The organism is Mediterraneibacter flintii, from assembly GCF_055387595.1.
Genome location: NZ_AP031405.1, coordinates 3,101,378 through 3,120,574, shown reverse-complemented (window position 1 = coordinate 3,120,574; position 19,197 = coordinate 3,101,378). Strand labels below are relative to the sequence as shown.

General features: G+C 38.3%; 20 protein-coding genes. 19 read left to right on the top strand and 1 reads right to left on the bottom strand.

Annotation, left to right across the window (positions count from 1 at the left end):
- The first annotated feature begins 110 nt into the window (after window positions 1-110).
- The 19 genes from ACZ5C4_RS14960 (at window position 111) to ACZ5C4_RS14870 (ending at window position 17,259) form a co-directional block, all read left to right on the top strand.
- A complete protein-coding gene (locus ACZ5C4_RS14960) occupies window positions 111-269 on the top strand; it encodes a hypothetical protein (protein ID WP_464521712.1) in 159 nt (52 codons plus the stop codon).
- 115 nt (window positions 270-384) lie between these two features.
- On the top strand, window positions 385-1,110 hold the full coding sequence (locus ACZ5C4_RS14955; RefSeq protein WP_464521711.1) for a CpsB/CapC family capsule biosynthesis tyrosine phosphatase: 726 nt from the start codon (window positions 385-387) through the stop codon (window positions 1,108-1,110).
- A gap of 15 nt (window positions 1,111-1,125) precedes the next feature.
- On the top strand, window positions 1,126-1,875 hold the full coding sequence (locus ACZ5C4_RS14950) for a YveK family protein (protein ID WP_464521710.1): 750 nt from the start codon (window positions 1,126-1,128) through the stop codon (window positions 1,873-1,875).
- Window positions 1,872-2,549: a CpsD/CapB family tyrosine-protein kinase gene (locus ACZ5C4_RS14945; RefSeq protein WP_464521709.1), complete on the top strand. Its 678-nt coding sequence runs from the start codon at window positions 1,872-1,874 to the stop codon at window positions 2,547-2,549. The genes ACZ5C4_RS14950 and ACZ5C4_RS14945 overlap by 4 nt, the downstream gene beginning before the upstream one ends.
- A 24-nt stretch (window positions 2,550-2,573) precedes the next feature.
- A complete protein-coding gene (locus tag ACZ5C4_RS14940) occupies window positions 2,574-3,578 on the top strand; it encodes an LCP family protein (RefSeq protein WP_464521708.1) in 1,005 nt (334 codons plus the stop codon).
- Window positions 3,579-3,625: 47 nt separating this feature from the next.
- Window positions 3,626-4,384: a class B sortase gene (srtB, locus tag ACZ5C4_RS14935; RefSeq protein WP_464521707.1), complete on the top strand. Its 759-nt coding sequence runs from the start codon at window positions 3,626-3,628 to the stop codon at window positions 4,382-4,384.
- A gap of 26 nt (window positions 4,385-4,410) precedes the next feature.
- Complete coding sequence (locus ACZ5C4_RS14930; RefSeq protein ID WP_464521706.1) at window positions 4,411-5,064, top strand: LPXTG cell wall anchor domain-containing protein; 654 nt, start codon at window positions 4,411-4,413, stop codon at window positions 5,062-5,064.
- A gap of 152 nt (window positions 5,065-5,216) precedes the next feature.
- Window positions 5,217-6,659: a sugar transferase gene (locus ACZ5C4_RS14925; protein ID WP_464521705.1), complete on the top strand. Its 1,443-nt coding sequence runs from the start codon at window positions 5,217-5,219 to the stop codon at window positions 6,657-6,659.
- A 78-nt stretch (window positions 6,660-6,737) separates the two neighbouring features.
- The gene (locus ACZ5C4_RS14920; protein ID WP_464521704.1) at window positions 6,738-7,892 is read left to right on the top strand and encodes a glycosyltransferase family 4 protein; all 1,155 of its coding nucleotides are present in this window, start codon (window positions 6,738-6,740) and stop codon (window positions 7,890-7,892) included.
- Between the two features lie 19 nt (window positions 7,893-7,911).
- Window positions 7,912-9,111: a glycosyltransferase family 4 protein gene (locus ACZ5C4_RS14915; protein WP_464521703.1), complete on the top strand. Its 1,200-nt coding sequence runs from the start codon at window positions 7,912-7,914 to the stop codon at window positions 9,109-9,111.
- Window positions 9,112-9,115: 4 nt separating this feature from the next.
- The gene (locus tag ACZ5C4_RS14910) at window positions 9,116-10,042 is read left to right on the top strand and encodes a capsular polysaccharide synthesis protein (RefSeq protein ID WP_464521702.1); all 927 of its coding nucleotides are present in this window, start codon (window positions 9,116-9,118) and stop codon (window positions 10,040-10,042) included.
- A 19-nt stretch (window positions 10,043-10,061) separates the two neighbouring features.
- Window positions 10,062-11,102 (top strand): glycosyltransferase, encoded by a 1,041-nt coding sequence (locus ACZ5C4_RS14905; protein ID WP_464521701.1) that lies wholly within the window; start codon window positions 10,062-10,064, stop codon window positions 11,100-11,102.
- Window positions 11,103-11,130: 28 nt separating this feature from the next.
- The gene (locus ACZ5C4_RS14900; protein WP_464521700.1) at window positions 11,131-11,853 is read left to right on the top strand and encodes an acyltransferase; all 723 of its coding nucleotides are present in this window, start codon (window positions 11,131-11,133) and stop codon (window positions 11,851-11,853) included.
- A gap of 4 nt (window positions 11,854-11,857) precedes the next feature.
- Entirely contained in the window at window positions 11,858-12,796 is a 939-nt protein-coding gene (locus tag ACZ5C4_RS14895) for a GT-D fold domain-containing glycosyltransferase (RefSeq protein WP_464521699.1), read from the top strand.
- Window positions 12,797-12,831: 35 nt separating this feature from the next.
- A complete protein-coding gene (locus ACZ5C4_RS14890; RefSeq protein WP_464521698.1) occupies window positions 12,832-14,037 on the top strand; it encodes an O-antigen ligase family protein in 1,206 nt (401 codons plus the stop codon).
- On the top strand, window positions 14,038-15,480 hold the full coding sequence (locus ACZ5C4_RS14885) for a flippase (protein ID WP_464521697.1): 1,443 nt from the start codon (window positions 14,038-14,040) through the stop codon (window positions 15,478-15,480). It abuts the gene before it with no gap.
- A 25-nt stretch (window positions 15,481-15,505) separates the two neighbouring features.
- Window positions 15,506-16,420 (top strand): sugar phosphate nucleotidyltransferase, encoded by a 915-nt coding sequence (locus ACZ5C4_RS14880; protein ID WP_464521696.1) that lies wholly within the window; start codon window positions 15,506-15,508, stop codon window positions 16,418-16,420.
- A gap of 1 nt (window position 16,421) precedes the next feature.
- Window positions 16,422-17,024, top strand: coding sequence for a VanZ family protein (locus ACZ5C4_RS14875; RefSeq protein ID WP_464521695.1), 603 nt, complete (start codon window positions 16,422-16,424; stop codon window positions 17,022-17,024).
- A 70-nt stretch (window positions 17,025-17,094) separates the two neighbouring features.
- Window positions 17,095-17,259 (top strand): hypothetical protein, encoded by a 165-nt coding sequence (locus ACZ5C4_RS14870; RefSeq protein WP_464521694.1) that lies wholly within the window; start codon window positions 17,095-17,097, stop codon window positions 17,257-17,259.
- Window positions 17,260-17,268: 9 nt separating this feature from the next.
- Here ACZ5C4_RS14870 and ACZ5C4_RS14865 read toward each other — a convergent pair whose 3' ends face one another.
- Complete coding sequence (locus ACZ5C4_RS14865; RefSeq protein ID WP_464521693.1) at window positions 17,269-19,152, bottom strand: heavy metal translocating P-type ATPase; 1,884 nt, start codon at window positions 19,150-19,152, stop codon at window positions 17,269-17,271.
- Window positions 19,153-19,197: the final 45 nt, after the last annotated feature.

Below are 19,197 nucleotides of genomic sequence, written 5' to 3'. Positions count from 1 at the left end.
ATTTAGATATACAAAATATAATTTACTTGACAAGCAGGGACAACAAAGTGTATTCTAATTTTGTTAATTTATGACAGCAAAAATTAGTAATTCTAAGTGGGGTATTTATAGTGTTACAAAAGTTGACAAGTGTCTACGAAGAAAATATACTTGTTAAGACAGACAGACAGACAGACAGACAGACAGACAGACAGACAGACAGACAGACAGACAGACAGACAGACAGACAGACAGACAGACAGACAGACAGACAGACAGACAGTAATTAATAAGACTGTCCTTTTTGTATACAATAAACAAAATATAGAAGACATAGATTTTGCATGGTGCAAGGATCTATGTCTTTTTTTGCGTACAAAAATATAAAAGAGGGAGCAATAATAAGTGACAGACATTTTGGATATACACAGTCATATTTTACCGGAAATGGACGATGGGGCCGCTTCTGTAAAAGAAGCGATATATATGTTAAAGGAGGCAGCAGAACAGGGAATTGCAGCAATGATTGCTACACCACACTTTTCAGGCAGATATCAAAATAAATGTCCTGAAAGAATAAGAGAGTTATGCAGGGAAATAGAGGAACAAACTGAAAAAGAGCTGGGATATAGGATGCAGATTCTGCCAGGGCAGGAGATTTTCTATACAGGAGATATGTTTTCGCTGCTTGACAGGGGAGAATTGCTTACAATGGCAGACAGTCGTTATGTATTAGTTGAATGTCTGCCGGGAACATCCTATGCCGATATATTTAGAATGGTGAGAAAGATTGTGATGGAACAATATTATCCGATTCTTGCCCATATAGAAAGATATAAGGAACTACGAGACATAAATAAAATAGAAGAATTGGAAGAACAGGGCGCATACATACAGATGAATTATCATTCGGTGGGCGGCAGATGGTACAGCGAACAGACTCGTTGGTGCAGAAAACTTCTAAAGGAAGAAAAAGTACATTTTATGGGGACGGACATGCACAACATGAAAAATAGAAAGCCGGATATAAGAGCAGCTTTATCATGGATGCAAAGCCATTTGGCCAATACATATATAAGGAAGATACTTAAGAAGAATGCGGAAAAAATTCTACAAAACGAAAAAATTTAGAAAAGGATAGAAAGCATGGGACACACAAAAAATGATGATGAAATAGAGATTGATTTGCGGGAAGTGTTTTTTGCACTGAGGAAAAAGATATGGCTTATTATAGCGGCTATGTTAGCAGGAGTTGTCATAGCAGGTCTCTATACACAGGTGCTGGTAACACCTATATACAGTGCCAAGTCGATCATGCTTGTGTTGACGAAAGAGACGACTTTGTCTTCACTTGCGGATCTGCAGATAGGGAGCCAACTGACAAAAGATTACAGTATTCTTATTACGAGTCGGCCGGTTCTAGAAGAAGTGATTAAAAATCTGAATTTGGATATAAGCTATAAGACTTTAAAAGAAAATATTGAGATTGATAATCCAGAGGATACGCGTATTCTTGAGATCAGTGTGACAAACTCGGATGCAGAAACGGCAAAAGAGATTGTTGATGAAGTAGCGGAAGTGTCTTCCGAGTTTATTGGAGAACAAATGGAGGTGGTACCGCCGAAAATAATTGAAAAAGGGGAAGTTCCTGATGTACAGACAAGCCCCAGTATGAAGAAAAATATTGCGATTGGTGCGGTGGCAGGTGCGGTTTTATCGGCTGGTGTAGTGATACTGCTCACCATATTGAACGACACAGTTAAATCAGAAGAAGATATAGAGAGATACCTTCAAATTCCAACATTGGCGAGCATACCGGACAGAAAAGATTATATAACCGATAAGAAGAAAAAAAAGAGGAGAAGACGGAGAAAAAGAAGGAGGCGCAGTAAGTGATAACACAAAAGGTTATGATGATAGATCCCAAACAGACTGATTATTTCTATGAAGAAGCAATAAAAACACTGCGTACAAATATACAGTTTATGGGAAAAAATATTAAATCGATTGTCGTGACAAGCTGCTATCCTAACGAAGGAAAAAGCGATATTGTATTCCAGCTTGCTAAGGAAATAGGAAATATGAATAAGAAGGTTCTTATTCTGGATGCAGATATTCGAAAGTCCAGTTATGTGAACAGATACAAGATTAATCATAAAGTAAAAGGTATTTCCCAATATTTAAGTGGACAGTTAAATATGGAAGAAATTATATACCATACGAATTTCCAGAATGTAGATATAATTTTCGCAGGACCGACAGCCCCCAACCCATCAGAGCTTCTGGAAGAAGAAGTGTTTATGGAACTAATAGAGGAAATGAGAGAAAAATACGACTATATACTGATTGATACTCCGCCAATTAGTAATCTGATTGACGCGGCAATTGCAGCAAAACAATGTGACGGTGCAATTCTTGTAATAGAAAGCGAGTTGGTGAGCTATAAGGTGGCGGCAAAGGCAAAAGCACAGTTAGAATTAAGCGGATGTCGTATATTAGGAGCTGTACTTAATAAAGTAGACGTAAAAAAAGATAAGTATTACTCAAAATATAACGATTATTATAGGTAAGGTAAAAAATAAGGCAGGAAATAGATGTCTGGAAAAGTCAGAAAAAAGGAAAAACGAAAAAGGGTAATTATATTGCTTTCAACTCTATCTGTGCTGTTAATGACAGTGGTGCTTTGGAATATATATGATAGGTCTGGGTCAAAAAATATATCCAGTCAGACGAACGAAAGTACACAGACAGGGGAAATTGTATGGAATGGTAATTCATATACATACAACGAGCATCTGAGTAATTTTCTGTTTCTGGGAATTGATAACAGAGAAAAGGAAGCTGCTTCCGTTGGACACGCGGATGCCGGTCAAGCGGATGCGCTGTATCTTCTTTCCTGGGACAGAGTAGAAAACGCAATTACGATCATTTCGATTCCACGCGATACGATGACAAATATAGAAGCATTTGGAGCAGACGGAGAAAGTCTGGGAAAGACGGAAGATCATATTAGCATTTCCTATTCATATGGAGAGGGAGGGCATGAAAGCTGCCGGCTGTCAAAGGAGGCGGTATCAGAGCTGTTTTACGGACTGCCTATACAAGGGTATTGTTCTGTAAATCTGGACAGCATACCAGTATTGGCAGAAGCAGTAGGCGGAGTAACCGTAACGGTGCCTAATAACAGTTTAGAAGCTGTTGACGAGGTGTTTCGCGAAGGAAGCCAGGTAAAGATTGATGGAGAAAACGCGGAGACATTTGTGCGCTATCGCGATATAACCATCAGTCAGAGTGCACTGGAACGAATGGAAAGACAAAAAGCATTTATTCAGGCATATGGAGAGGCAGTACAAGAGAAATTTAATGAAAATCCGGATTTTATAGTGGATTTATATGATTCGCTGGAACCTTATATGGTGACGAATATGAGAAGCGATCAGTTTGTACAGATTATGGAGAGCCTGCGAAAGGGTGGCAGTTATTCAGAGTGGGTACTGCCAGGAGAAGGGATAGAAGGAAAGTCTTATGATGAATACATTGTAGATGATAAAGCACTGTATGAAAAAATTATTGAGACTTTTTATAAGGAGATTTCTTGAGATGAAAAAACAAAAAAGGAGTGGACGGGACAGTCCGGCGGCGACAGATGAAGAAAAGGAATAAAATAATAGCGACAGTGGCAGCCTTAGTGGCTATTATGTGCGCTACTGTGGGAATCTGGCAGTATATGGAAATAAAGAATGCGGGGGAACAGTACGAAGAAATAAAAGAATCTGTCAAAAAAGATAGGGAAGAAGTGCAGGAAAATGAAAAACAGGCACCGGACATACCGATCAATTTTGAAACACTCATTCAGGAAAATCCGGATGTATATGCTTGGATTACAATACCAGGGACAGCGGTAGATTATCCTATTTTACAAAATACAGAGGATAATGATTATTACCTGACCCATACGATAGATGGTGTAGAAAGTCCAGAAGGAGCTATATATACCGAAAACTATAATGACAAAAATTTTGAAGATACAAATACAGTGATCTATGGACATGATATGAAAAATGGTTCAATGTTCCAAAGCCTTCATAATTATATGGACAGGACATTTTTTGACGAATACAGAGAGATTATAGTGTATACACCGGACGCAGTACGGCACTACAAAATATTTGCGGCGTATCTGTATGATGACAGACATCTTTTACAGAGTTTTGACTTTTCAAATGAAAGAGTATACAGAGCATATTTGGACAATATCTTTTCAATCAGAGATATGAACGCATGTATTGATACATCCGTAGAAATAGATACGGAGGATAAAATCATTACACTGTCAACATGCTATGGTAACCAGCCGGATAAGAGGTATCTTGTACAGGCTGTGTTGGAAACTATAGAAAAATAAGAAAAAAGAAAGGAATGGCAAGAAATATGAAAAAGAGAATTTTAGGTATAGCGCTTGCGACAATCTTTGTTGTCTCACAAGCGGTGACAGTTTTCGCAGAAGACAGTAAGATCGGCGGCGCAGCGCTGACGGGAGCATCAGAAGGAAAGTATGAAATCGCAGAAATCACAGAGGAAAGCATGGCAGAATTAGCAGAGTCTGCACCGGAAGTATTAGAGAAAATTCTGGCAGTCAACGAAGGAAACGCGACACTCCAAAGCATTGTGGAAATGGCACCGGAATTAGAAGAAGAATTGGCAGAAAAAGAAATGCTGACACCCTTCTTTGATCTGAAGGTTACAGACGGAGGAGAGAAGACAGAATCAGGAAAATATCAGGTTACATTCTCTGTACCGGCATTGACAGAAAATGTGGAGGATGTAGCGGTTCTCCACTACAGTACAGTAAGAGACATATGGGAGATCGTTGATGCGTCATATGCAGATAAAGAAGTGACAGCCGAATTTGAAGATTTGTCTCCGGTAGCAGTGATTGCAAAAGTGGATACCATGAATGTTTCAGATAGCGTGGCAGGTACATCTCCAAAAACAGGCATCCAGTCCAGCTGGATGCTGTGGATAGGAGCCGCAGGTGTATTTGCGGCAGTGTCTATTGTTTCTTACAGAAGAATAAAAAAATAGAATAACAGGTAAAAACCAGGCGTGTGTATGCAGCATAAAACTCTGCTGCACACGCTTTCATACGGACAAAATGTAGAAATACGAAGACAGCCGCCTGGAGGACAGTAAAAAGATGTAACGCGGCGGAGGATGGTAAAGAGGAATAAGCAGAAATGTACAGGAAAATATCGAATTCATGGCTGAAGCACTGGGATTTTATTATTCTGGATTTACTGATGTTACAGCTTGCCTATATATGCAGTTATTTTTTGCGCAGCGGCGTACACAATTTATATAAGGAACAGATTTATTTAAATATCGGGATTATCATTTGTCTGGCGGATATTTGCTCTGCGTTTTTTATGGAACCATACCATGGGATTATGCGCAGGGGATATTTCTTAGAATTTAAAAGTACACTAAAACATGTTTTTTTTGTATGTGTTTTAGAAATAAGTTATTTATTTTTAAGTAAGAATTCAGAAGAATTTTCGAGATTGTCTTTTTTGTGGTTTGTGCTATTGACGGTGGGATTCATATATATTGAGCGAATACTTTGGAAAGAATATCTTAACAGACGGAAAAGGTTGTTTTATGACAAGGTTAAAATGCTTCTTGTCACTACATGGGAGGAAGCAGAGAATACGTTGGAAAAGCTAAATAAAAACAGTTTTAATGAATTTGAGATCATTGGGATTGCACTTGCAGGAGAACGGCAGAAAAAGGGGATAAAAATACAGGGAATTCCTGTTATATGCAGTGCAAATGAAATCCCTGACTATATACAGACAAGATGGGTAGATGCTGTGCTGGTAAGCGTCAAAGGAAAAGATATGCCTTCAAAAGAGGTATTGAATACCTGTGTTGAAATGGGTGTGACACTGCACTACCGGTTAGAGGAACTGGAGGATTGGAGTGGCAGTCAATATATTAACCGGATGGGCGGTTACGTGGTGCTGACTTCCAGTATACGGCTCACTGATACCCAACAGGTATTTCTAAAGAGAGGACTGGATATATTAGGCGGTTTAATCGGAGTGTTTTTAACTGGAATTATTACTCTGTTTTTAGCACCGGCTATTTATATTGCCTCGCCAGGACCTATTTTCTTTTCTCAGGTGAGAATCGGGAAAAACGGGAAAAGATTTAAGATATATAAATTTCGCAGTATGTATACGGATGCAGAGAAACGAAAGAAAGAGCTGCTGGAGAAAAATGAGATGCAGGGACTCATGTTTAAAATAGAGGCGGATCCACGCATTATCGGAAGCGGGCCGGACGGAAGGAAACATGGCGTGGGATGGTTCATTCGTAAGACTTCGTTAGATGAATTTCCACAGTTTTGGAATGTACTTAAGGGAGATATGAGTCTCGTGGGAACAAGACCGCCTACAGAAGATGAATGGAAACAGTATAAATATTATCACCGTGCAAGACTTGCTACAAAACCTGGGCTGACCGGTATGTGGCAGGTAAGCGGAAGAAATGAAATAACAGATTTTGAAGAAGTCGTAAGATTGGACATGGAATACATAAAACAATGGAATATAGGAATGGATATAAGGATCCTGCTCAAAACGGTACTGGTAGTATTGACAGGAAACGGCTCAAGATAAAATATATCCGGATAGTTATAGAAAGAAAACGAAAAAGAGAGACAGAAAAAATCAATATAGGAAGCAGACACTTAAGATATGAAAAGAAACCAAAATGTGCAGAAAAAGAATAAATTACATATCGCCATGCTGGGACATAAACGTATTCCTTCCAGGGAAGGCGGAATTGAAATCGTCGTAGTAGAAATTAGCAGCAGGATGGTAAAGCTTGGACATGATGTGACCTGCTACAACCGTAGCGGGCATCATGTAAGCGGGAAAGAATTTGACACTGGGAAGAAAAGAGAGTACAGAGGAGTACATCTGAAATATGTACCTACGATAAATGCAAAAGGTCTGGCGGCTGTGAGTGCTTCCTTCTTTGCAGCATTAAGAACGGCATTTGGTAAATATGATGTGGCACATTTCCATGCGGAGGGGCCTTGTTCTATGTTGTGGATTCCTAAATTGTTTGGAAAAAGGTGTGTTGCGACGATTCACGGACTAGATCACCGGAGGGCAAAGTGGGGGAAATTTGCGAGCACCTATATTATGCTGGGGGAAAAGTGTGCGGTCAGATATGCAGATGAGATTATTGTGTTAAGTGAGGGAGTACGTGAGTATTTTAAGAAAACATATGGAAGAAATACGCGGTTTATTCCCAACGGAGTGACCCGTCCGTGCGTAAAACGTCCGGAACTGATAAGGGAACGCTTTCATCTGGAGGAATCCGAGTACCTGCTTTTTCTTGGAAGAATCGTGCCGGAGAAGGGATTGCGGTATCTGATACAGGCATTTTGTCAGGTGCGGACAAAGAAAAAATTGGTGATCGCCGGAGGGACGAGCGACACCGGAGATTTCATGGACGAATTGAAAGAGATGGCGAAAGAAGACAAACGGATTCTGTTCACAGGCTTTGTCCAGGGACAACTGTTGGGCGAGCTGTACAGCAATGCGTATGTATATATATTGCCCTCTGATTTGGAGGGTATGCCTTTAAGCCTTCTGGAGGCGATGAGTTACGGAAATTGCTGTCTGGTGTCTGATATAACGGAATGTGCGGAAGTTGTAGAGGACAAAGCGGTGTTGTTCAGACAAAGTGACGTGGAGGACTTAAGAGAAAAGATACAGATGCTTTGCGACAGAGAAGATGTGGTAAAGAAATATAAAGAACAGGCAGCGGAGTTTATTTGCGGGAAATATAACTGGGATGATGTGACAAAGAGAACGGTGGATTTGTATCAAAAGAAATGATGTAAAGGGATAATAAGGTATGAAAGTTTTAATGATAAATAAGTTTTTGTATCCGAAGGGCGGTGCAGAGACTTATACTCTAGCATTGGGGAAAATGCTTCAGATACACGGACATGATGTGCAATATTTTGGACTGAATAATAAAAAAAATACGGTGGGGAATCAAATAGGGGTATATGTTAAAGATATAGATTTTTCGAAGGGGATACGCAAAAATTTGAGTGCACCGTTCAGAATTATTTATTCATCAGAAGCCAGAAGAAAAATCCGTATGGTTTTAGATGATTTTCAGCCAGATGTAGTACATTTGAATAATATACAATACCATTTAACCCCTTCTATTATTCTTGAAATTCATAAATGGAGAACTATAACACAAAGATGCTGTAAGATTATTTATACAGCACATGATTATCAATTGATCTGTCCGAGCCATGGACTTTTTGATACAAATTTAGTTCCATGTGAAAAATGTTTAGATGGTAGTTACAGATATTGCTTTCAGACAAAATGTCTCAAAAATTCCAGAGCAAAAAGCTTGCTTGGTACATTGGACGGATATTATTGGAGGTGCAGTCCGGCATACTCATACATAGATAAAATTATTTGCTGTAGCAAATTTTTGAAAGGAAAATTAGATACACAAAAAAGATTTCGAAATAAGACGGTGGCGATTCATAATTTTAAAGATATAAAACCAGATATGTCAGTTCAAAAGGGAAAATATGTTTTGGAATTTGGCCATTTATCAAAGGACAAAGGTACGGAGACGTTATTGAAGGTAGCAAAACGTATGCCGGAAACAAAATTTGTTTTTATTGGATACGGGCCATCTTCTGAAAAGATGAGAAATATAGAGAATGTTGAATATCTTGGTTTTAAAAAAGGAGATGAACTGTACCGGATTATTTCTGAAGCAAGTATTAGTGTGTGTCCGTCTGAGATGTATGAAAATTGTCCGTTTTCAGTGATAGAATCTATTTCGTTAGGAACCCCTGTTATAGGAGCTAAAATAGGAGGAATACCTGAATTAATAGAAGAAGAAATAACGGGAGAATTGTTTGAGGCGGGAAATGCAGATGATTTGGAACGGGCTATAAGACATATTTTATTTACCCCAGGTATCTTACAGGAATATACAGAGAATTGTTATAATGCTCAGTACGAGACATCTGCCAGTTATTATGAAAAACTAATGAAAATTTATGAGGGGAAATAGGAAAATGCTGAATGAGTTTTACAAAAACATAGGTATGAAAGGTTTTTTTGAACGATATGGCATGTTGAATGCGTTAAGGCGAGGTATGTTTTTAGCGAACCCTGTGCATATAGTGAACGATTATGAGATTAAAAAAGTTTTATGGCAAAAAAAGGTTTCCAAAAGTGTGAAAAAATATCTGATATATAGTGAGACTGTTCCGGAAGGATTGAAATTTGGCGAGGAAAAAGTAGACAATCCTATATGGATTTACTGGAACTCAGGAATGGAAAATGCTCCTGAAATAGTTAAAAGATGTTATGAATCTGTTTTAAAATATGGAAATCAAAACGTGATTCTTCTTACGGAAAAAAATATCAGTAAGTATATTATATTTCCAGATTATATAGTTAAAAAGACAGAAAATAAACAAATTCCATTTGCGGTTTATACAGATTTAATGCGTTTTGCACTTCTTGAGCATTATGGAGGAACATGGATGGACGCGACTGTTTATCTGACAGACTATATTCCAGAATTTATCAGGATAAGTGCTTTTTTTGTATTTAGAAATGCTATGGGGTTACTAGACAATCCGGTGCTTTATCCTGTGTGGTTTATACATTCGGAAAAAGGAAATGAAATAATACGTGCAGTCAGGAACGTTGTTTTTTCTTATTGGAGGAAAGAAAACCATATAAAAGAGTATCTGCTATCAAATCTGATTATGACAGAAGTAATCAAATCTTTTTCCACTATTGAGAAAGAAATTCCATATATGGACAGTGAATATAGTGAAAGACTAATTAGAATTGTGGCGGATAAATATGATGAAAAAGAAGTAAAGTGGATGAAACAGCTTACGAGTATTCATAAGCTTACTTATAAATTAGATTCAGCAATCGATCAAGAAGATACAATTTATAGACATCTCATTGAAAATAATTTTTAGTAAAAAGGAATACAAATCAATGCAACCTAAAGTAAGTATTATAGTTCCAATTTATAATGTGGAAAAATATTTAAATCAGTGTGTAGACAGCTTGCTGAAACAGACGTTACATAATATAGAGATTATTCTGGTGGATGACGGAACGTTAGATAATAGTGGATATATTGCTGACGAATATGCAAAACGTGAGAGCAGAGTAAAGGTGATCCATCAGAAGAATAGCGGACTGGGACCTGCCCGGAATACAGGAATGAATGCTGCAACGGGAGAATATATAGGATTTGTAGATTCGGATGACTGGGTAAAGCCTCAGATGTTTGAAAGTCTGTACAATACGGCGATTTGCAATGATTCAGATATTGTGGTTAGCGGTCATTGTGATATATGTAACGGAGTGATTACCAGAAAAAAGATTCATCCTTTAGCGGGGAAAACGGTATATACAAATAAAGAAATATTAAAAATTCGAAAAAAATTTTTTGGTCATGCTCCTGGAGAAAAAGAGACGGAAGCGTTTCCTATGTCTGTATGGATAGCGATTTATAGAAGAAGTATGGTTGAAGAAAATAAGTTACAGTTTCAGGAAATTCTTTCTGAAGATACGATATTTAACCTGTGCGCCTATAAATGTGCCCAGATTATATCATTTACTGGTGAGACAGATTATTGTTACAGAAAAGAAGAACAATCTTCTATTACACAAAGCTTTTCCTCAAAAAAGTTACAGCGATATCAGGAATTTCTTAATACTTTAAGAAAGATGGCAGAACAGGAAAAGGATAGAGAATGTCTTATTCGGTCTAAAAGAATGGCGATTGACTGTTGCAGGTTATATGTCAGTATTGTAGACAATTCGGGAGAACCTTTGAAAAAGAGAAAACACTATGTAAGGGACTTTGCAACTTCTGCAGAAATTCAGAGATGTTGGGAGAATTATCCTGTAAAGACACTTCCTTTTCAACAGAGGCTGTTTCATAAAATGATTCAGAAAGAGTGGTATGGAATTGCGTTATATTTGAACAAGTTACGGCAGACATTGAAAAAATTTAAAAAGCAATAGAAATGAAAAATAGGAGAGAAAACTAACTTTGAGTTTGAAAAAATTAATAAAAAGAATTGTTATGAGAGAAAGAGAATCTTCCGATTCCTATATTTTATATTTGAGAAATTTAGGGATGGAGATCGGAGAAGATGTCACAATATATGCTCCAAATAAGACAGTTATTGATGAGCAGTATCCATGGATGATAACAATAGGAAATCATGTAAGAATTACCGAGGGAGTGAAGATACTGACACATGATTACAGTTGGTCTGTATTAAAGCGAATTACAGAAGAAAATGCTTCAGGAGTAATTCTGGGAGCTTCTGGAAAAGTAAGGATTGGAGATAATGTATTTATTGGCATGAATACAATCATCTTAAGAAATGTGAGTATAGGAGATAATGTCATAATTGGAGCAGGAAGTATAGTGGTCAGAGATTGTGAAGGAGGATGGGTATATGCAGGAAATCCAGCAAAAAAAATAATGACAGTAAAAGAGTATTACTGGAAAAGAAAAGAGGTACAGCTTGCAGAAGCAAAAGAACTTGCAATTTCTTATTATAAACGCTATGGAAAATTGCCAGATAAGACAGTTTTCCATGAATATTTTATGCTGTTTTCAAGGTATGATGTACCGAAAGAGTTTAGCAGGAAAATGGAGTTATGCGGAAATTATACAGATAGCCAGAAATATATATGTACACATAAAGCAAAGTTTAGTACATACGATGAATTTTTGAGGTACTGTTTTAGTGATATGGAATAAAAAGATGAGTAGGATAAAGAAGAAAATAAAAAAAATATTACCTGACAGGTTGCTTTATTTATATTCTGTTATAAAATATTGTCCTCGGTATATGTGGGCTATTTTTACATCTAAAAATTGTATATGTGAAAATATTAATTTTTACAGTGATAGAGAAACTGTTGATAAAATAATATATGAGCATAAATCTTTGTCACGTTTTGGGGACGGAGAACTTAGTTGGATGTCAGGGATAAAGTTAGATTCATTTCAAGATTATTCAGTAGAATTTGCACAACATTTGAAAAGTGCCTTTCAGTCGGAAAATCCAAATTTATTAATAGGTATACCATATGGGATTAAAGATGCATCAAAGTGTAATTTGTATGCCAAAATGCACTGGAGAATTATTAAAGAGGAGTTTTATGAGAAATTAATACAATTTGCTGATTTGACAAAAACATATTGTAATGCAAGTATCACTCGTCCGTATATTGACTATAAGGATAAAGAATACAGCAGTCAGTGTTTTAAAAATTTAAGACGGATATGGGAACAAAGAAAAGTGATTTTTGTAGAAGGTGAAAAGACAAAATTAGGTGTTGGAAATGATTTATTTGATAATACAAAATCTATAAAGAGAATTATTTGTCCGCCTAAAAATGCGTATGCGCGGTTTGATGAAATTAAACAGGCAATATTAGACAATGTAGATAAAGAAGACTTAATACTGGCGGCACTTGGCCCGACAGCGTCTATTCTTGCGGCAGAGTTATGCGATATGGGATATCAGATTGTTGATATAGGGCATGTCGATATTGAATACTGGTGGTATCAGCATAGATCGATTTTAAGAGATAAGGTTCCGGGGAAATATGTAAATGAAAGTGGGGAAAAAACATGTTCCGACTGTTATGACAAAGACAAAGAATATTTAGAATCTATTATCTTTCATATAAAATAAAGACAATAACTTTTTGAAGAAAGGAACAGTATTAAATGAAAGTTAGACTATATGTGCCGGTTATTTTTGCAGCGTTGTTGTTTCATGTCGCTTTTATATTTTTTCCATATTGGACAGGTTATAATCAATTTAAATATGCTGTTCTTTTTATTACAGGTATCTATCTATTATTTCAATACAAATTATTTCTTCATAGAAAGAATACGGTAGTAAATATTACAGCAGTATATCTGGTACTGGTTCTTATTTCTGCCTGTATAAACCGAGATACAATACAGACAAGGGATGTACTGATGGCAGCTATCGTATATGCGGTAATTGTTTTAGAGTTATTTTTTTTGTTTGAACTTTTTAATATAAAAGGGAAAACTTTCAAATTAGTGGAAACGTTCTATTATTTAGCACTTTTTTATGTACTGCTGACTGATCTAATACTTGTATTGATGCCTGGGCTTTATGTAGAAAACGGGCAGTATTATCTGATTGGAAATAAATTTGGAGTCTCATATCTTCATATAGAACTAATAGCTTTTTATTTTCAGAAAATTAAATTGTCAGGAGAAATTAAAAGAAAGAATAGAATTATCGGGATTTTATATGGGATTTTAGCACTTTTTATATCAATTAGGGTCGAATGTAGTACCGGAATTGTAGGAATTATTATATTTACTTTGATGATTATACATAGCAAATATAGAAATAGAATATACAAAAGACCAATAGTGATCGTGGTAGTAATATTGGCATTCAGTTTTATATTATTGTTGTTTTCTGGGATTTTGAATAACAAGTACCTCTCTTTTTTTATCGGGCAGGTATTGCATGAAGATATTACGCTTACAGGACGAATGTCGATATATGCAAATATAGCAGATGTGTTTACAAATCATTTATTATGGGGATATGGTTATGGCAGCAGTTTTGAAATAGCCCAGAAAATTTTAAGTGCTCCGAATGTTCAGAATGGACTTCTGGAATGTGTAATGCAAATGGGACTCTTGGCAACAATCTGCCTGATTTGGCTGATATATAAAATTTTTTCAGAAACAAAGACAGAAAATAAGAATTATCCTTCTGTAATTATGATATTTACATATGCGGTTTTAGCCAGTGTTGAGATCACATTTGATCTTTCTTTTATAGCGTGGCTGGTTTTAGTATATGTATGTCGGAATACTAAAAGTAAAGAGTCAGGAGGAGAAAAAAGAGCAGAAGTTGTTTTGGAGAGGAATGGGAGTTAAATGAAGTCGATTGCTGGAAATGCTGTTTTTAATATGTTTTATAATGCACTATCTGTTATATTTCCTCTGATTACAGTTTCGTATGCCTCCAGAATTTTAGGTGCTTCTGGCATAGGTGCTGTAGCATCAGCTCAAAATATAGTTACATATTTTACCATGCTTGCAGCATTAGGGATACCTTCTTATGGTGTACGGGTTATAGCGCAGAATAAGGCGAATGCAGATAGGTGTAATAAAGCATTTACAGAATTATTTTTAATTAATTTACTTTCTACAATTTTGGCATTGGCAATTTATGTTGTTGTTATAATCAGTATAGAAAAAAATCTTGAATATTCAGAATTATATTGGTTGTTTGCAGTACTGATAGTGATGAATATTTTTAACATAGAATGGCTTTATCAGGGATTTGAAGAATATAGATATATTGCGTTACGAAGTTTTCTGGTAAAAATTATATCTACGATTTTACTGTTCATATTGGTAAAATACCGTGACGATATTCTTAAATATGTTTTTGTTGTCTGCTTAGGAACGGTGGGAAATTACGGAATAAATGCGTTTCAACTTAGAAAAAAGGTAAGATTTAATTTTCAAAATATTGATTTGAAATGTCATATAAAGGCGATTATTACTTTTTTTTGTTCAGTTATAGCGATTGAATTATATTCGCTTTTAGATGTGACAATGTTAACATACTTTACAGATTCTAAGAATGTAGGATATTATTCAAATGCTGTAAAAATAGTAAAAACAGCGTCTAATACACTGACAGCATTAGGCGCAGTACTTTTGCCAAGACTGAGTATTTTATTTTTAGAAAATAATAAAGAAGAAATTAAAAAAATTATAAAAAATTTTTTTGATGTAATAATACTAATTGCAATTCCATTTTTTACTGGTTTAATATTTGTTGCACCGCATGTTGTATCAATTATGTTTGGAAAAGAGTTTACACCATCTGTTGCGGTTATGCAAATTTTAAGTATGTTGATAGTACTTATGCCGTTATCAGGAGGTGTGTTCGGACAGATTCTTTTAACCTCCGGATTAGAAAAAGAGTATTTATTTTCTGTAAGTGGGGGAGCCGTTGTAAACGCAGTATTAAATTACATATTAATTATACGATTTTATCAGAACGGAGCAGCTTTAGCTACAATTCTCTCTGAGTTAGTAGTAAATATTTTTATGATAATCATGAGTAGAAAAAAAATAAAAATGCAATATTTTTCCGGCGACTTTTTCAAAGTAATACTATCGACAATGGTTATGGCAGTTGGACTAATTGGAATTAATATGTTAACGGCCGGTTGGCCAGACGGAACAGTTTTGCTTGTTAAAATAGGTACAGCATGTATGATATATGGTATCTGTCTGATAGTATTTAAACATGTATTATTTAATGATATATTAAAGAAAATCATAAAAAAACGATTTGGTTAGCAATATTGAAGTCAGGGAGGGCGACATGAAAACTACGTTACTTATTATGGCGGCGGGCATTGGTTCCCGCTTTGGAACAGGGATCAAACAGCTTGCTAAGATGTCAGAGAACGGTGAAATCATTATGGATTACTCTATTTACGATGCGAAGCAGGCGGGTTTCGACAAGGTGGTATTTATTATACGAAAGGACATCGAAGCAGAGTTTAAGCAGGTGATCGGGAACCGGATCTCTAGACAGATAGAGGTAGAGTATGTCTATCAGGAATTGGACAGGCTTCCCCAAGGGTACACAGTACCGGAGGGCAGAACGAAGCCGTGGGGAACCGGACAGGCGGTGCTGTGCTGTAAGGATACGGTGAAGGAGCCGTTCGTGATTATCAATGCGGATGATTATTACGGGAAAGAGGCGTTTGTGAAGCTGCACGAGTTTCTGCTTGCAGAGCACGAGCAGCAGGAAATGTGCAGACTGGCGATGGCCGGTTTTATCCTGAAGAATACATTGAGCGATAACGGAACCGTTACTCGAGGCGTGTGCATAGCGGATAAACAGAACCATCTGGTTAAAATTACGGAGACATCCGGGATTGCGCTGAAAGACGGAAAAGTGATCTGTCAAGACAGTGGGGTTCAGTCATGGATTCAGCCGGACACGAAGGTCTCCATGAATATGTGGGCAGGATATCCGGACTTCATGGAACGTCTGGAGGAAGGTTTTACGGCATTTTTGGAGAAGAACAAGGATTCACTGAAAGAGGAATACCTTCTTCCTGTTTTGGTAGGGGATATGCTGAGGGAGAAGACGGCGGAGGTAACGATTCTGGAGACGGAAGATAAATGGATTGGCATCACCTATAAAGAGGACGTGCAGGCGGCAAAGGATGGATTTAAGAAGATGACTGCGGAAGGGGTGTATCCGCAGCAATTGTGGGAAGCATAAAATGATATATGTCATACATATTTTAGAAAATATTGTCAGAACCGTGTATCAGCAGTTTGGCGCAGCCTGCTTGGTCACGGTTCTCGGACTGTTTACCGTGCTGTACGGGAAGGAACATGGGTATCATAGGGCGGTTGGGCGGCTTTTTTACAGCCTGAAGCGAAGCCGGAAGCTTAGAAGGACTGGCGCGCTGATATTTTATACGGCAATGATCTTGTTCCGCACACTGCTGAGCCGGAAGATATATCCCGCACCGTGGGAAAAGATAGTCGGTATCTGGAGCCTGCATGATGCGGACGGAAGCATTTATACGGAAAATATCGAAAACGTGCTCTTGTTTCTGCCTTTTACGATGCTGCTTCTGTGGGCACGGGGCGTCCGCCAGGTTAAGAAGGAGAACTCGGCGGTGCATATTGTAGCAAAATGTACGCTGCTTTCTTTCTTATTTTCATTGTCGATAGAGACAAGCCAGCTTGTATTTTTCCTGGGTACCTTTCAACTGACAGATCTACTGTTTAACACACTGGGAGGATTGCTGGGCGCGCTTTTGTACTGCCTGTTCTGTCTGCTGTACGATATGTTGAAAAGGAAATCAGATATATAAAATTTTCCGAAACAGGAATATTTTACCGCATCACTGTATAGAATGTAGAATAATAGGAAACATCTGTGAAATGAGAGAAGGGAGAGATACAGTGGGCGTGATACTGGGGTATATAGGATGTTTTGTCGGAGGGCTTACCGTCGGGGTGATTCTGATGTGCTTACTGCAGATAAATCGGGCGAATCACCCTGACGGAGAAGGACAGGATAAAGAGAACAGAAATGGGAGGTCTTAGATTGTTTGCTCAGACACGGCGCTTCCAGTTTAAGAGCAGAGCCGAGTTAATAATGACGAGTACGCTCCCCGCATTATGCACCAGCGCACCGACAACAGGGTTTAGAATACCTGTAATGGCAAGTACAATGGCTAGAAAGTTTAATCCCATAGAAAAACTGAGATTGCATTTGATGGTGAGCATCATTCTTCTGGAGAGTGCCACCAGATGAGGCAGCTCTTTTACCTCGTCGTCCACCAGGGCGATGTCCGCTGCATCGACAGCAATATCAGTCCCCACCTTTCCCATGGCAATTCCAACATCCGCCTTTTTCAGTGCGGGAGCGTCGTTGATGCCGTCGCCTACCATGCAGACTGATTCTGCCTGCTTCTGATAGCTTTCAATCCATTTTAACTTATCTTCTGGGAGACAGCCCGCATGTATCTCCTGAATCTGTAAGCTGCCTGCGATAGCTGCTGCAGCATTTTCGTGATCCCCTGTTAAAAGGACGGGATATACCTTGGATGCTTTTAACTGTTTGATCATATTGGCGCTCTCCTTGCGCACTGTATCGGAGAGAATCAGACATCCTGCGGCTTTCTGTCCGATCGCTGTGTAGATGATTGTACATCCCTGCATAAGATAGCTTTCGGCTTCCTTTAGAAGCTGTGAAGGGAGAGGGATGCCGTGCTCACGAAACAGTTCTGTATTGCCCGCCAGCACCTCTTTTCCAGATATGAGACAGGAAACACCGCGACCCGGGAGCATTCGGAATTGTTCGGCTTTCTCCGGCGGACAGGCAAAGGAGCGCCGGTAACAGTTTACTACGGCCTTGCCGAGGGGATGTTCTGAGAACTGTTCGGCTGAGGCGGTCATGGCGTACAACTGTGTTTCCGTATATTCGGGCAGGATAGAGAGGATTTTTATAACCTTTGGTGTCCCGTAAGTAAGGGTGCCGGTCTTATCAAAGGTGATTCTGGTAACGGCGGCCAGACGTTCCAGTGCATCTCCTTCTCGGATCAAAAATCCATGTTTGGTGGCATTACCGATAGCCGCCATAATGGCAGTTGGTGTGGCAAGTACCAGGGCACAGGGACAAAAAACAACCAAGATTGTGACAGCGCGTATGATTTCACCGGAAATCAACCAGGTTAGTGCTGCGGCACTCAGGGCGATAACAACAATCCAGGTTGCCCACCGATCTGCAAGATTTACAATTTTTGCTTTGCTGGCATCTGCGGATTGAACGAGGCAAATCATTCGTTGAATAGAACTGTCCTGACCAACCTTCACCGCTTTCATATCAAAAGTGCCGAACTGATTTACGGTTCCGCTTGAAACAGTATCTCCTGCGGTTTTGTCGACTGGCAGTGATTCCCCTGTCATTACTGCCTGATTGATGGAGGTATGTCCAGAAAGAATGATACCGTCTACAGGAATCGTTTCTCCCGGGAGTACGCGGAGAAGATCGCCGACCTTTACTTGTTCGGCGGGCAGGATATATTCGTTGTTGTCTTTCAAAACTCTGGCAGTCTGCGGCGTGAGATGTACGAGCTTTTCGATGCCGGCGCGGGCCTTTGCGACTGTCAAATCTTCCAGGAGGGCGCCCAACTGCATGATAAACGCGACCTCTCCGGCAGCAAAATCTTCTCCGATGCAGATGGAGGCTATCAAAGCGAGAGAGACCAGGACGTCAGCCTTGATATCAAAGGCGGTGATAAGCCCGATTACAGCTTCTAAAATGATTGGGATTCCACATAACAAAATAGCAATCCAAGCTGGATCAAAAGGAAGGGAGAAGAGGTGGAAGATACTGGAAAGTAACGCAAGGCCAGAGAGAATTAGAAAAATTACTTCTTTTTTTGTACCTCCTAGTTCCAGAAATTGTTCTAGCTTTTTTATTATAGTATTCATAAGTAAAAACCTCCTATATACCTATATGGGTATGAGTATATTATA

Coding starts and splice junctions, on each gene's coding strand:
- ACZ5C4_RS14875 (WP_464521695.1), top strand. CDS start 16,422: ATGATATATGTCATACATATTTTAGAAAATATTGTCAGAACCGTGTAT.
- ACZ5C4_RS14890 (WP_464521698.1), top strand. CDS start 12,832: ATGAAAGTTAGACTATATGTGCCGGTTATTTTTGCAGCGTTGTTGTTT.
- ACZ5C4_RS14895 (WP_464521699.1), top strand. CDS start 11,858: ATGAGTAGGATAAAGAAGAAAATAAAAAAAATATTACCTGACAGGTTG.
- ACZ5C4_RS14915 (WP_464521703.1), top strand. CDS start 7,912: ATGAAAGTTTTAATGATAAATAAGTTTTTGTATCCGAAGGGCGGTGCA.
- ACZ5C4_RS14905 (WP_464521701.1), top strand. CDS start 10,062: ATGCAACCTAAAGTAAGTATTATAGTTCCAATTTATAATGTGGAAAAA.
- ACZ5C4_RS14885 (WP_464521697.1), top strand. CDS start 14,038: ATGAAGTCGATTGCTGGAAATGCTGTTTTTAATATGTTTTATAATGCA.
- ACZ5C4_RS14865 (WP_464521693.1), bottom strand. CDS start 19,152: ATGAATACTATAATAAAAAAGCTAGAACAATTTCTGGAACTAGGAGGT.
- ACZ5C4_RS14940 (WP_464521708.1), top strand. CDS start 2,574: ATGTCTGGAAAAGTCAGAAAAAAGGAAAAACGAAAAAGGGTAATTATA.
- ACZ5C4_RS14920 (WP_464521704.1), top strand. CDS start 6,738: ATGAAAAGAAACCAAAATGTGCAGAAAAAGAATAAATTACATATCGCC.
- ACZ5C4_RS14925 (WP_464521705.1), top strand. CDS start 5,217: ATGTACAGGAAAATATCGAATTCATGGCTGAAGCACTGGGATTTTATT.
- ACZ5C4_RS14950 (WP_464521710.1), top strand. CDS start 1,126: ATGGGACACACAAAAAATGATGATGAAATAGAGATTGATTTGCGGGAA.
- srtB (WP_464521707.1), top strand. CDS start 3,626: ATGAAGAAAAGGAATAAAATAATAGCGACAGTGGCAGCCTTAGTGGCT.
- ACZ5C4_RS14930 (WP_464521706.1), top strand. CDS start 4,411: ATGAAAAAGAGAATTTTAGGTATAGCGCTTGCGACAATCTTTGTTGTC.
- ACZ5C4_RS14910 (WP_464521702.1), top strand. CDS start 9,116: ATGCTGAATGAGTTTTACAAAAACATAGGTATGAAAGGTTTTTTTGAA.
- ACZ5C4_RS14880 (WP_464521696.1), top strand. CDS start 15,506: ATGAAAACTACGTTACTTATTATGGCGGCGGGCATTGGTTCCCGCTTT.
- ACZ5C4_RS14870 (WP_464521694.1), top strand. CDS start 17,095: ATGAGAGAAGGGAGAGATACAGTGGGCGTGATACTGGGGTATATAGGA.